At 40.5% G+C, this 14,480-nt stretch carries 11 protein-coding genes; 4 read left to right on the forward strand and 7 right to left on the reverse strand.

Going from position 1 to position 14,480, the window contains the following annotated elements; genetic code table 11:
* Nucleotides 1–108: 108 nt before the first annotated feature.
* Both AC4PG5_RS02465 and AC4PG5_RS02470 read left to right on the forward strand, forming a co-directional pair.
* Nucleotides 109–1,533, forward strand: a complete 1,425-nt coding sequence (locus AC4PG5_RS02465; protein WP_492029880.1) for a cobyrinic acid a,c-diamide synthase CobB — start codon at nt 109–111, stop codon at nt 1,531–1,533.
* A gap of 1 nt (nt 1,534) precedes the next feature.
* Nucleotides 1,535–2,101: a cob(I)yrinic acid a,c-diamide adenosyltransferase gene (locus tag AC4PG5_RS02470; RefSeq protein ID WP_492029881.1), complete on the forward strand. Its 567-nt coding sequence runs from the start codon at nt 1,535–1,537 to the stop codon at nt 2,099–2,101.
* Between the two features lie 44 nt (nt 2,102–2,145).
* Here AC4PG5_RS02470 and AC4PG5_RS02475 read toward each other — a convergent pair whose 3' ends face one another.
* The 6 genes from AC4PG5_RS02475 to AC4PG5_RS02500 form a co-directional block, all read right to left on the reverse strand.
* Nucleotides 2,146–3,606 (reverse strand): HAMP domain-containing sensor histidine kinase, encoded by a 1,461-nt coding sequence (locus tag AC4PG5_RS02475; RefSeq protein WP_492029882.1) that lies wholly within the window; start codon nt 3,604–3,606, stop codon nt 2,146–2,148.
* A gap of 15 nt (nt 3,607–3,621) precedes the next feature.
* Complete coding sequence (locus AC4PG5_RS02480) at nt 3,622–4,755, reverse strand: sensor protein KdpD (RefSeq protein ID WP_492029883.1); 1,134 nt, start codon at nt 4,753–4,755, stop codon at nt 3,622–3,624.
* A gap of 36 nt (nt 4,756–4,791) precedes the next feature.
* On the reverse strand, nt 4,792–5,379 hold the full coding sequence (locus AC4PG5_RS02485) for a potassium-transporting ATPase subunit C (protein WP_492029884.1): 588 nt from the start codon (nt 5,377–5,379) through the stop codon (nt 4,792–4,794).
* Nucleotides 5,380–5,393: 14 nt separating this feature from the next.
* Entirely contained in the window at nt 5,394–7,427 is a 2,034-nt protein-coding gene (gene kdpB / locus AC4PG5_RS02490; RefSeq protein ID WP_492029885.1) for a potassium-transporting ATPase subunit KdpB, read from the reverse strand.
* Nucleotides 7,428–7,458: 31 nt separating this feature from the next.
* Nucleotides 7,459–9,174 carry a potassium-transporting ATPase subunit KdpA gene (gene kdpA / locus AC4PG5_RS02495; protein ID WP_492029886.1) on the reverse strand — a complete coding sequence of 572 codons (1,716 nt, stop codon included), beginning with the start codon at nt 9,172–9,174 and terminating at the stop codon, nt 7,459–7,461.
* A 400-nt stretch (nt 9,175–9,574) separates the two neighbouring features.
* A complete protein-coding gene (locus AC4PG5_RS02500; RefSeq protein ID WP_492029887.1) occupies nt 9,575–10,912 on the reverse strand; it encodes a sigma-54-dependent transcriptional regulator in 1,338 nt (445 codons plus the stop codon).
* 319 nt (nt 10,913–11,231) lie between these two features.
* Between AC4PG5_RS02500 and AC4PG5_RS02505 the strand changes: the two genes are divergently transcribed.
* Nucleotides 11,232–12,431: a 4Fe-4S binding protein gene (locus AC4PG5_RS02505; protein WP_492029888.1), complete on the forward strand. Its 1,200-nt coding sequence runs from the start codon at nt 11,232–11,234 to the stop codon at nt 12,429–12,431.
* Nucleotides 12,432–12,450: 19 nt separating this feature from the next.
* Here the strand turns inward: AC4PG5_RS02505 and AC4PG5_RS02510 are convergent, their stop codons facing one another.
* On the reverse strand, nt 12,451–13,329 hold the full coding sequence (locus AC4PG5_RS02510) for a helix-turn-helix domain-containing protein (protein ID WP_492029889.1): 879 nt from the start codon (nt 13,327–13,329) through the stop codon (nt 12,451–12,453).
* 195 nt (nt 13,330–13,524) lie between these two features.
* On the opposite strand from AC4PG5_RS02510, the gene AC4PG5_RS02515 reads away from it, so the two are divergent.
* On the forward strand, nt 13,525–14,469 hold the full coding sequence (locus tag AC4PG5_RS02515; RefSeq protein ID WP_492029890.1) for a polysaccharide deacetylase family protein: 945 nt from the start codon (nt 13,525–13,527) through the stop codon (nt 14,467–14,469).
* Nucleotides 14,470–14,480: the final 11 nt, after the last annotated feature.

Here is a 14,480-nt window from a genome sequence, read left to right on the forward strand (position 1 = left end):
TCGGTTCTGACCTTTTCGTTTCATCATTCTTCTATTTTCATTTATTTATTCCGACATTTTCGTTAAGTTTGTCCACCGAAGTAGAAACCTAATCGTATTTCGAACGACATGACTGTAAAAAAACGATCTCATTTTCTCATTGCCGCCCCAACTTCCGGTAGCGGGAAGACCACCATCTGTCGCGGCTTGATGGAGCTGTTTACCGCTGAAGGCTATCGGGTACAACCGTTTAAGTGCGGACCCGATTATATCGACACTAAATATCACGAACAGGCTTGTGGACGTCCATCGATCAACCTCGATACGTTCATGGCGACTCAGCCTCACGTGTCCGATCTCTTCCGCCGCCATTCGGCAGAAGCCGATGTGAGTGTGGTGGAGGGAATGATGGGATTGTTCGACGGATACGACCGACAGAAAGGTTCATCGGCGGAGATTGCCGTTTTGCTCGATATCCCGGTTGTCCTCGTGGTCGATGCAAAGTCGTCGGCTTATTCCACAGCTGCATTGATCAGTGGGTTTCGCGACTTTAACCCGAAATTACGCTTGGTCGGTGTGATCTTTAATAAGGTCGGCGGACAGAAACATGCACGCCTATTGGAGGAGGTCTGCGACGATTTGAACCTGCATTATCTGGGAGCTCTGTTTAGAAATCCTGATTTAAATATGGATTCACGCTATTTAGGACTCGACTTTCAAGCGTCGTCGCCCCATCAACTGAAGACATTTGCCGATGCGGTGCGCCGGGATTTGCTTTGGGGAAAATTGTTGGAGGTGACTGGTGTTTCTAGTGTATTGGAGGAAGAAATCTCCGAAGGATCTGAGAGGAAGCCTTTCTGTGAACCAGAAGGCTTGATTCAATCTCCTTTGGACTCGCCAACGTTATCGGACTCAAAAGCTTTATCGGACTCACCGGCTTTATCCGATTTGGAGGCTGTAGCGGGGCATCATATTGCCGTGGCGCGTAATGCCGAGTCATTCTCGTTTATCTATGCTGAACACTTGGACGTGCTGTCTCGTCTGGGGCGAGTCTCTTTCTTCGATCCCGAGGTGGACGTGGAGTTGCCGGAAGCGATCGACCTGCTTTACCTTCCGGGAGGGTATCCCGAGAAACAAGCGGAACGGTTATCCCAAAACCATTCGTTGATGGAAGCCATCAGGCGATATACCAAGGGTGGGGGACGTGTGATTGCCGAATGTGGGGGAATGATCTACCTCTCACAAGGGATCAAAACGCCTGAGAAAACGTTTCCGATGGTGGGGCTCTTTCCCTTTACCATCGATCATACGCCCGAGGGGCGTCAGTTGACGTTGGGCTATCGGCAGTTCGACTATCATGGATTGAAGTTGAGCGGACATGAGTTCCATTATACGCAGATTGTGAAAGAGGACGCTAAGTGTTGTCCCACCATTGCTCAAGTTCGCAATGCCAAAGGTGAACCGGTCGACACCGGGCTATTTAGAGTGCAAAATGTGATTGCAAGTTATACTCACCTTTATTGGGGTGAGATGGATCTATTCAAATTGTTTTAAGATGAGACGAATTTATACCCGAACCGGTGATGAAGGAACGACCGGCATTCATGGAGGCGAGCGAGTTCCGAAAGATGATATTCGCATTGAAGCCAACGGGACGATTGACGAACTGAATGCGGTGATTGGCATTGTCCGTTCGTTATTACCTCCGGAGCACGACTGGCAGTTGTTGCTACAAACCATTCAAACCGAATTGATGGTTGTGATGAGCCATGTGGCTACACCGTCGGCCATACGTGCGGCCAATCCGAACGTGTTGTCGGACGATCTGCCCACTCGTTGCGAACAAGCCATGGACGAGATGATGACGCAGCTCACCGATAATGGCTATTTCATCTTGCCGGGTGGAACTCCTTTGGCAGCGCAGTTGCAGTTTGCCCGTACGGTGGCCCGTCGTGCTGAGCGACGGTTGTGGACGCTTCATCGGGCCGACGAACTTCCGATGGTGATCTTGACGCTGTTCAACCGACTATCCGACCTTTTCTTTGTGATGGCTCGTGTCGAGCTTCAGCAACAGGAATGGCCCGAAGAGCGCTGGCAAGCTTTCGCTTATAAGCGAAAATAGAAACTTTGATTCAACAACCCTTCGTTATAGCATATGATAATATGCTATAACGTCGATTTCAAACAGAGTGTAAAAGTACTTCCTTTATCTATTTCACTCTCAACGGTCAAATATCCATTATGTGCCTCTACAAAATCACGTGAAATAGATAATCCCAGGCCGCTACCTTGAACTTTGGTACCCGGTACTCGAAAATAATGATCAAAAATACTATTATGATAACGTGGGTCAATGCCACGTCCGAAATCTCTAACAAAGAGTTTAACTTCTCCATTTTCCGATTGAGATGCACCAATAATAACGCGTCCATTTTCATGCGAATAGCGGATTGCATTCGATAATAGATTAGTCAACACCCAGGCTATTTTTTCGCTATCGACAAATAGCTTTCCGATCTTGTTTTCGGGATATTCTACTTCGATTTGAATGTTAAATTTCTCCGCTTGTACTCGGTTAGCTTTAATCGCATACTCTATGAGCTCAATTGGTTTGGTCACTTTAGGCTTAAGTTGTAATTTCCCAGATTCGACTTGAGTCATGTTCAGTAATTCACCTATAATACGTAATAATCTTTCGCTATTATCTTTTATGCTATTAGCCAAATCGATTTGTTCTGAATTTAAGGTGCCAATACGTTTATCCTCGAGTAATTGTAAACTCATTAAAATAGTAGATATCGGGGTCTTTAATTCGTGAGAGATGGTTGAAATGAATGTCGTTTTTGCCGAATCTAATTCTTTAAATTCTGTGATATTCTTCAACAAAATTACATCTCCTTTCTTTTCTGGAGTTTTACCATCCGACCGAAATTGATTAATCTCTATGTATTTTACCTGAAAATAACTTTCTTTGTTATCGGCATAGATCTTTAAGGGCTCTTTCTGCTCAATCTTTTGACTACTAAAATCTAAAAGTCCCCGAATTAATCTTCTGAGTAAATCGTTGCGTAAAGAAAGTTCGTGAGCCGGTTGATTGACAATATCTTCGCGTTTTAGATTAAGTACGTTCAACGCTTCATCATTAATGAATAAAATTATCTTTTCATTATTCAATCCGATAATTGGTTCATTGATGCTATTGATCACTGTCTCCATATATTTTTTTCCAGCCATCATTTCAGATAATGTACTAGCATGGTACTGGGCTAATCGTTGAGCCATGCGATTAAAGTTTCTCGATACTTCTGAAAATTCTTCACTACCATCAAGTTGTAGACGGACATTATAGTTGTGGTTTGCTATTTCTTGGATACTATTAATCATTATTTTGATCGGTTGATCAATAGATGCCGGTAAGCGTAACAAAAAAATAACTCCGACGATAATACAGATTATCCCCACTAATGTTACAGAGATTAGTGCTCTATTAAGCCCATAATTTGCAGCAATCGTGTTAGGATAAGCTGCCGTTAAGATTTGCATATTGACGATTGATAATATCACTAAAACAATAATCATTAGGACCAAAATGGCGATGCAAAGGGTGATTTTTCTTTTGATGTTCATGATACAACCTAATTTTTAAGCAAGTATAATCAAATCTATATTCATTTGTGCTATAGATGATAAAAAAAAACGATATTTTTTTAATTGAAAAAAGGCCGTCCTAAAGTTAAAGTTAGGATGTCCTAAACAAATCACAGTGATTTGTTGCTCTTTGCATATTTTTACAATCATGTCTAAAACATCTGGGGATTTAACTTTGAGGATGTTGCTTCCTAGCTGAGTGGCAAGCTCGAAGTGATTAATCAAATGACGTTGTGCTGCTAACTGAATTTTATCGCTGCTTTCATTAGGAGTTTGCACATATAAAGTTGTGAATGTTGTATTGTATCGGCTAGCCAATCGATAAGCTTTTCTAATGACTCGTCTTGGTGAGTTTTCTTTACTGCTGATACAGGCCAATATTTTCTCGTGACGAATCCCGACATCACTTGGTGTGATTTCGCTTTCTACTTTCTTTTCGACCCTAAATGCAACTTCTTTTAAGGCTAATTCTCTTAATTGTAGAATATTCTCGGTTTTGAAGAAGTGGTTTAGCGCTGATTGAATTTTGTCTGTTCGATAAATTTTACCGGCTTTTAAGCGACTGATTAATTCATCGGAGGTTAAGTCGATGTTTACAACCTCGTCGGCTTCTTGAAGGACATTGTCAGGTATTCGTTCTTTGACCTCAATGCCGGTTATTCTTTTAACTTCTTCATTTAGACTTTCAATATGCTGAATATTGACAGCCGATAAGACATTGATGCCGGCATCCAACAGCTCCATTACGTCTTGCCAGCGCTTGGCATTTCTACTACCCTCAATATTGGTGTGAGCCAACTCATCTACAATGACTAGCTCGGGGTGATTTTGCAGGATTGCGTCTAAATCCATTTCTTCTAGCTCCTTGCCCTTGTAAAATACTTTCTTGCGCGGAATAATAGGTACTCCGGTGATCAGTTGTTCGGTCCCTTGTCGGGCATGAGTTTCGATGAAGCCAATGCGTACATCGACTCCATCTGCAATCATCTCATGAGCATCTTGCAACATTCTATAGCTTTTGCCTACTCCGGCAATCATTCCGATGTAGATTTTAAATCTTCCTCGTTTTGAACGTTTAATGAGATCGAGGAAATAATGAGCGTTTCGTCCTTCTTCTGTTGTTGTCATTTTTTTTTGTTTACTTTTATGAGGGCGTTTTTTAAGCTAATATGGTGATGCATTTTTCTGAGCTTCATCTATTGCCATGTTTAATCGGACAATGTTTACTTTTTGAGGTCCCAAAAAACCAAATAGAGGCTGCTCAATAGCATGTTTGACAATTGAGTATACATAAGTCTCGCTTAATCCTCTGGCTTGAGCGACGCGTCTTACCTGAACGAAAGCTGCTTCTGGCGAAATATTGGGGTCTAATCCGGAACCACTTGAAGTAACTAGTTCGGCCGGAATATCTTTTCTTGTAAGATAGGGGTGATAAACTAAAAAAGAATCAATATGTTGCTTGATTTCTTTTAAATAGGCTTTATCTGTCGCCCCTTTATTGCTACCACCTGATGATGTGCCGTCATATCCGTATCCGGCGTGAGATGGACGTCCCCAAAAATAAATATTTTTATTAAAGAATTGTCCCGCATTTGTCATGCCGATTTGTTGGCTTTTAGAGTAAATTGTTTCGGCTTCTCCTTTATTGGGAGTTGCAAATCGAGCAATCAACCATAATATTAGAACATAACAAAGTGTGAAGAAAATGCAAAACGTTAAAGTAATGCGGATTGATCTAATTATATTTTTCATATCCATAATTGAATTTAGAGAAATAAGCCTAGTATAATATCTATAATTTTTATGCCGATAAATGGTATAATCATTCCACCTAAACCATAAATAAGCAAGTTACGCCTCAATAAAACCGATGCTCCAATAGGTCGATATTTTACTCCTTTTAGGGCGAGTGGTATTAATAATGGAATAATAATTGCGTTAAAGATGATCGCCGAAAGGATTGCGCTTTCAGGGGTACGTAGTTGCATGATATTAAGAGCAGCCAATTGTGGTATGTATGCCATAAATAATGCTGGTACGATGGCGAAATATTTGGCAACGTCATTGGCTATAGAGAATGTTGTTAATGTTCCACGAGTCATAAGTAGTTGTTTCCCAATTTCTACAATTTCAATGAGTTTAGTTGGATCATTATCTAAATCGACCATGTTGCCAGCTTCTTTAGCTGCTTGCGTTCCACTGTTCATGGCTACACCAACATCGGCTTGGGCTAATGCTGGGGCATCGTTCGTCCCGTCGCCCATCATCGCGACCAATTTCCCAAATTGTTGTTCTCGTTTGATATATTCCATTTTATCTTCCGGTTTGGCTTCGGCTATAAAGTCATCAACTCCAGCCTTGTTGGCGATATATTTTGCTGTTAAAGGGTTGTCTCCGGTCACCATTACTGTTTTAACTCCCATTTTTCTTAGTCGTTCAAAACGTTCTTGAATACCTGGTTTGATGATATCTTGCAGTTCTATTACTCCTGTTACCGATCGATTAACCATTACAACAAGGGGAGTACCTCCATTACTGGTAATGGCATTGATGTGATTTTCCACTTCATTAGGAAATTCATTGCCCGACTTAACGACTATTGTTCGAATGGCTTCATAAGCCCCTTTCCTGATCTCTGTACCATCTTTAAGGTTAATTCCAGAACATTTTGTTTCTGCAGAGAATCGAATCATTTGTGAATGGTCTGTTGATAGATGGCGCACTCGGAATCCCAGCTGGCGTCCTAGGTCAATGATCGAGCGTCCTTCTGGAGTTTCATCGGATACGGAAGAGAGCATGCAAACTTCTATAAACTGATCCCGGTGAAAATTTATCATTGGGTAAAAAGCAGTTGCTCGACGATTACCAATTGTGATTGTACCCGTCTTATCTAGCAATAATGTGTCAATATCACCTGCTGTTTCGACTGCTCTTCCCGATTTAGTGATTACATTTGCTCTTAGAGCTCGGTCCATTCCTGCAATCCCGATTGCAGATAGCAGTCCTCCGATTGTTGTTGGTATAAGGCAAACAAACAAAGAGAGTAGGGATGCGATGGTGATTTGTGCACCCACATAATCGGCTAAGGGTTTTAATGTAATGCAAACAATGATGAACACTAATGTAAAGGTTGCAAGTAGAATGGTTAAAGCGATTTCATTAGGCGTTTTTTGTCGGGAAGTACCTTCGACCAACAAAATCATTTTATCCAAGAAACTCTCGCCCGGTTGTGCTGTTACTCTTACGGTAATCGAATCGGATAAAACTTTGGTTCCTCCTGTCACTGAGGTCTTATCGCCTCCTGCTTCGCGAATGACCGGGGCTGATTCACCTGTTATCGCACTTTCATCGATTGAAGCGAGTCCTTCAATAATTTCTCCGTCGGCTGGAATTAAATCACCAGCTTCGCAAAAAAATAAATCGTTCTTTTTTAGCTCAGAACTGCTGACTAACTCAACTTCTCCATGTATGATTCTTTTTGAAGGTGTCTCTTCACGTGTTTTACGAAGACTATCGGCCTGCGCTTTACCACGAGCTTCAGCTATTGCTTCAGCAAAATTGGCAAATAATAGAGTGATGAATAGTACAATAAAAACTAAAAGATTATATCCAAATGATCCTTGTGATTTTTCAAAAATTGAATAGATGGTAACTATTGCCATGATGGCAATGCACACTTCGACCAGAAACATGATTGGGTTTTTTATCATGTATTTAGGGTGAAGCTTAATGATCGATTCTTTTAAACTTTCCAGTATTTGTTCCTTTTTAAAGAAGGATACTGATGAATTATTCTTCATTATAAAATGGTTTTAAACGAATTCTTGTATGTTAAAATGATGATAAACTTAAATGTTCAGATAGAGTACTCAATGCTTGGATAGGAAAGAATGCTAAAGCTGCAATAATAAAAATAACGACGAAAGTCATCATCGAAAACGTTAGAGTATCGGTGCGTAATGTACCTGCCGATTCCGGAATGAATTTCTTATTAGCCATTAATCCGACAATGGCGACTTGTCCGATAATTGGCAAGAAACGTCCGAGAAGTAAAACGATTCCAGTCGAGTAGTTCCAAAACCAAGTGTTGTCGTTTAGTCCTTCAAACCCGGATCCGTTATTTGCTGCAGAGGAGGTGAACTCGTATAAAACCTCGCTTAATCCGTGAAAACCGGCATTGTGAGTCCATCCTCCTTCTGCATTGACAAACGACTGATTGTTATTCATTAGAAAAACAGCTAAGGCAGTACCGCTGAGGATGAGTAACGGATGGAGTAAAGCCACTATCGATGCAATTTTCATTTCCCGAGCTTCGATCTTCTTTCCGAGAAATTCCGGTGTACGTCCGACCATGAGTCCGCTAATAAAAACAGTGATAATCATAAATGTAAAATAGTTCATCCAACCAACTCCAACTCCTCCAAACCAAGTATTGATTTGCATATTAAGCATTTGTATTAATCCGGATGTTGGCATCATTGAGTCGTGCATTCCATTAATTGATCCATTGGAGGTCGCAGTTGTAGTTACACTCCACAAAGCGGTTGCAGCAGCTCCAATCCGTACTTCCTTTCCCTCCATAGCGCCATTATTTTGAGAGAGACCTAGTGCTGTTAGACGAGGATTCCCTTTTATTTCTTGGTTGATTGAAAAGAAAGCTCCCGTCAGATAAGCTGTAAGCATTACTCCGTAGATGCAATAGGCTAATCGCTTTCTGCTGGTGTAAAATCCAAAAGCTAGTACCATAGCCATTGGGATGATAATAATGGCGCAACATTCGGCCATATTAGTTAGGTAAGTTGGATTCTCTAATGGGTGTGAAGAGTTGCTACCAAAGAATCCGCCTCCGTTGGTTCCTAATTGTTTGATGGCAACAATGGCTGCGGTTGGACCTTGTGAGATTTCTTGCGAACGTCCTTCTAATGTGTTGATATGTTGCTTGCCATGAAAGGTCATAGGAGTTCCTTCCACGATTAAGATTAGTCCCAAAACGAGAGAAAGAGGGAATAAGATACGTGTGCAACTTTTGACGAGATAGTTCCAAAAATTTCCCATCGTTGCGGTTTGCTTTTTAGAAAAAGCCTCCATAATACCTGCCATAACAGCCATTCCGGTCGCTGCTGTCATAAATTGCAAGAACATAATTACAAATAGTTGTGTAAAATAGGTTAATCCTGTTTCACCACTATAATGTTGTAGATTACAGTTTACTAGAAAACTGATCGCTGTGTTAAAAGCTTGATCGATCGATTGTCCGCTGTTGTTATCGGGGTTTAAAGGCAAATGACCCTGCAATAAAAGAAGAGTAATTGCCCAAATGAGCCAAACCAAATTAACTGTAAGCAATGTCCTAAGAAATTTTTTCCAATTCATTTTTTCTTGGGGATTAATGCCTGACAGTTTGAATATCCAACGCTCAATAGGATTCATAAAATCGAATGGATTTTTATCTCCTTTGTAAACTTTAGAAATTAGTTTTCCAAGAGGGAAACTAATTGATATCATTAAGATTACTTGAAAAACTACACCTAAAATTTCTGTATTCATTTTGATATTAATCGATTAAAACTTATCAGGTTTGATAAGCACTATAACTAAATAAACAAAGGCTATGAGCCCAATAAAAAATAAACTTAGAAACATTTCGACCTCCTCATATTTTTTCAAACCAATTGATGACCTTATAAAATAATTGGAAACAAATAACGATGCTTAATGCAAAAATTAAGTCTTGAGTAAAATCATTCATCTTTTTTTTAATTTTTAATTTTATTTTGATAATGCTAAAAGCATGCCAAATCTGATAGAAAGATGTAATGAGCTTATTTATAGTGTTATTGCTTATACCATATTTTTGCACATATTAAAAGACCCTTCCAAAATGAAAGGGTCTTTATATCAAAATGAAAATATGTCAAGATGTAAATGAGAATTGAGGATGAAAAAGTCAGATTTGATAGTCTTCTATTTTTCTATATAGAGTTGTAAGCCCAATCTTTAGTAAGCGAGCTGCTTCTGTTTTGTTTCCATTGGTGTGTTGAAGGACTCTGATAATGTGTCGTTTTTCTATTTGGCTTAATTCAAACTCTAATAAATCTCTATCTATTGGTTTATTGGTTCTGATTGTTTGTAGCTCTAAAGGTAAATCTGATAATGTTAAAATCTGGTCACAAACCACCAAACTTCGTTCTATCACATTACGAAGTTCCCTAATGTTCCCCCTCCATTCCGCTCCTTGTAATGCTGATAAGTAGTCCGGGGTTATTGAAACTACTTTTTTGTGAAATTTTCTAGAAAAAAAAGTAATAAATTCTTTCGCTAATGGAACAATATCTTCTCTTCGATCTCTCAGAGGAGGTAAATGAATAGAAAAAACCGATAATCTATAATATAAATCTTCACGAAAGGTCCCGAGTTCAATTTCTTTTTTTAGATCTCTATTGGTTGCCGATATAATGCGTACATTGACTTTCTTGGGCTTGGTATCGCCTATTTTGATATATTCGCCAGTCTCAAGTATCCGTAGGAGCTTGGCTTGTAATTCAAAAGCCATTTCCCCTATTTCATCCAGAAAAAGAGTGCCTTTATCTGCCACTTCAAATAAGCCTCTTTTATCTTTTATTGCACCGGTAAATGATCCAGCTTTGTGCCCAAATAGTTCGCTCTCTAACAAGTCTTTACTAAATGCCGAACAGTTGATGGCCATGAAGGTTTCATTTTGGCGTGTGCCGCTGGTGTGAATTGCTTGGGCAAAAAGTTCTTTCCCAGTTCCCGTTTCACCGGTAATTAGAACGGTAATATCGGTGGCGGAAACCTTTTGTGCTAGGTCAACGGCATGTTGCATCTGTTTTGATTGAGTCTGAATGCTTTGAAAGGTATATAATGGTGAGCCTTCTATTTTTGTAATTCCCATTTTTTTTTCACGAACCTGTGCCATGGCTCGGGCAATTAGAGGGATAATCTTTCGATTATCATCTCCTTTGGTGATATAATCGAAAGCTCCACTTTTAATAGCTTGTACTCCATCGGGAATGTTACCGTAAGCCGTTAATAGAATGATCTCGGTATTCGGACATTTTTGTTTTAAAGTTTTTATAAGATCAATCCCGTTCCCATCTGGAAGAAAAACATCACAAAGGATAACGTCTGGATCCTTAATCTCTAGTTGCTTAAACCCAGATTGACAATCGGAGGCTTGTAAGACGTTATATCCTTCTAATTCTAGCATACGTGAAAGCAAGTGACGTATCTGTTGTTCGTCGTCTATAATGAGTATATTATCCATTGATTCTGTAAAATTATACACTAAAAATCATTTTAGGACTTATCTTTGAGATGATTCTTGTTTTATTTCCTTTTTTTTGCATAAAAAGAATACTTTTTTGAATTGAAAATACAAATGTATAGTTTATATTAATAGGTTTTCTTTAAAAATGAAAATATTTACATTTTTGTGATTTTCATGAAAAGAAACTTTGGTTATATTTTAGAGTTCTTGTACTTTTAGCTTTAAAATGATTATTGAATGGATTGTGATGTATCCTCTATCCTTAAGAATAGCACTATTCTTGAAAAAACCTGTTAAATCTAAAATCTTGAAAAATATGCGTTTGAATTCTTTTTTGTCGAAATTGTATTCCGGTTTTCTGATCCATCTACATTTCTTTTATAAAGTGGCGATGAGCCTTGTGATTTCAGCATTTATTGTTTTCGGACAACCCCGTCATCGTGGTTCGGAGGAGATAAAAACGGGGCAGACTGTTGAAAAGGCATTTTCGCTGACGGAGGTTCAGCAAGTCTTTCCGGAAGCCACGAACTACACTCTTCTATCTCCTTCCGAAGCGGCCGTTTGGTGCGGTGATGATAAACTGGGCAAGGTGTTGGTCAGTACTCCGGCAGCCGATAGTATTGTGGGCTTTGCCTCTTCGACACCCTTGTTGATTGGGATCAATCCCGAGAGGCGAGTGGTTGGCGTTGAACTTCTTCCTAATCAGGAATCCGAAAATTTCATTCAGTGGATCGTTGGCGAAGGATTGTTGGAGAGTTGGGACGGATGTTCTCTCGATGAAGCCATCCATCGTAACGTGGATGCCATATCCGGGGCAACGATGAGTTCCGGTGCCATCATTCAGACGTTTAACTATACTGTTCAGCAAGCCCTTGGAGCAGAGGTAACGACCGATAAGGCGTTGACCATCGATTATAAGTTCATTTTGGGTGTACTCCTGCTCATCCTAGCTTTGTTGCAGTTCTTCTTCCCGAAGACGTTCCGCCCTTATCGTCTCTACCTCCAACTGTCGACGATTGGTATTTTAGGGTTCTGGTTGGGTACTTTTCTTTCGACTGTCTCGATGGTGAATTGGGTCACTAACGGGATTCAATGGGGTACACAGCTTCTGTTGATCTTGATCCTCATAGTCTCTATTGCCTTACCGTTGTTTACTCGGAAAGCGTTCTATTGTTCTTATCTCTGTCCGTATGGTGCGGCGCAAGATGTGATGGGAAAACTCTCTAAACGACGACTGAAATTGCCGTTGAAGGTGAAAAAGGTGCTTTCTAAGGCTCGTGAAACGGTTTTTGCGCTGCTCATTGTGCTCTTGTTGGTAGGCGTCTCGTTCGACCTGACTCATATCGAGCCGTTCAGTGCCTTTTTGATCACCACAGCTTCTGTACCTGTCATTGTATTGGCGGTAACCTTCCTCCTGTTGTCGATTGTTCTGCCTCGTCCGTGGTGCAACTACTGTTGTCCGACCGGGCAGTTCTTAGAGCTTATTCGTCGAACGAGGCCGAATCGGAAAAAATAAATCAAAAGATCACGATGGTTTAGAAAGGAGAGGTTAGTGGTAATCCGCTGAACTTCTCCTTTCTGTATTTTCCAGGCATCATGCCAAACTTGCGTTTAAAGAGTTTATTCAGATGACTCAAATCCGTGAACCCTAAATCGAGTGCAATATTTTCGAGCGATAAGTTGCTGTGAGTGATTCTATTCTCAGCTAGAAGTAACTTATAGTTAATCAGATAGCTTTGTAGGTTCTCTCCGGTGTGCTTTTTAAAGAAGATGCCGACATAGTTTTTAGATAGACCGAAGCGTTTGCCGATGGCCTCCAGGGAGACTTTCTTACTATCATACACATTATGTCGGATATATGTCAGCAGTTCACTGATCTCATTTTTTGGCTGACTCTGGTTGATGCCGGCCGAACGATAGCTGTAGCATAAGTTTCGAGCGATGATGCTGATTAGGCTATTCATCGTTTCGGTGATGATATCCGATGAATAACAACGGGGTTGATGGTATTCGGATATGATAATACGATATAATGACATCACTAAATCTCGATCGTTATGAGTGAATCTTATAGGCCCCGGAATCTGATTAGGTAGCGTGATGATCGACTCTATTCGCTCCATCCAATGCCTCTGTCCCAAATCTGCTTTATCCTTTTTGAAAATTAACTCGGTGAATTTAAAGAAGCAAAAGCCAGTCTTTTGAGTGATGTGGAACTGATGATAGTCTTCCGGGGAAAGCAGAAAGACGTCTCCGGCTTGATAGTCGAATGTGACGTCATTTATGGTGTGTTGTCCTTTACCTTCGAAGATGAAGATTACTTCGTAATAATTATGTTTGTGAACCGGATGATTCCATTCTTCAGCTTCAAACTCAATGATGGTGAAGGGGGTGTATTGCTTATAACGTTCCATGGCGCTTCTTTATAAGAGAACTGTTTTCGACAAAGATATGTTTTGTGGTGAGATCTTTTTTCTGTCGTTTATTTTTTTATCATTTATTCTCTTTTTTAAAACCTGTACTGTATCTATTTACTGTAAAACCATTGAATTATACCTAAATTCCTTTTTGTAATGAGGATATCTTTGCCTCAATAAAAAAGTAAGAATATGAAATCAAAATTATTAGTTGTTTTTCTCTTTTGTGTGGTTGCCATAATGCCGCAAAAGATGTGGTCGAAAGAAGAAGTTGCCAATAAACAATGGCCCAACGGCGCCAACTTAGTGATCAGTTTTTCTATGCAGTTTGAAACCGGCGGTCAGCCGGAGGGAGCAGAGAGTCCTTTTTCGGGGAGTCCATTACCTAAGGGAACTCCCGATTTGCCGGCTGAGAGTTGGTTTCGCTATGGAGCCAACGAGGGGATTGGTCGGATGCTCGACTTGTGGGATCGTTATGGCATCAAGGTGACTTCCCATGTGGTTGGTGATGCTGCTCGTCGATACCCCGATTTAGCTCGTGAGATCGCTAAACGCGGACATGAAATTGCCGGACATGGAATTTCTTGGAGCAACCAGTGGGATAAGTCGTATGCCGAAGAGTTGGCTTTTGTTCGTGAAGGCGTCGATGTTGTCCGTGAAATTACCGGCCAGCGGGCTGTCGGCTATAATTGTAACTGGCTCAGACGTAGTACCAACACCTTGAAAGTCTTGCAACATCTTGATTTCCTTTATCATATTGACGATGTGAGTCGTGATGAGCCTTTTATCACCCTTGTTCGCGGAAAGAAGTTTGTGGTGATGCCGTATACTCTTCGCAACAATGACATTGTTTGTGTAGAAGGTAAACACTGGTCGTCCGATCAGTTTTTGGCACAACTTAAAGCCGAGTTCGACCAACTTTATCTCGAGGGACAGAACAAACGACGGATGATGTCCGTTAGTTTACACGATCGTATTGGTGGTACACCGGCCATGGTGCAGGTGATCAGTGAGTTTATCGAGTACGCTAAGCAGCATTCAGGGGTAGTCTTTATGCGTAAAGACGAGATTGCCCGAATGATTAAAGATGATCCTCACACACCGATCGATGAAACGGAATCGAAGTATAATAATTAAAAAAAAACAAA

This window comes from Bacteroides sp. QWL-09, from assembly GCF_058683585.1.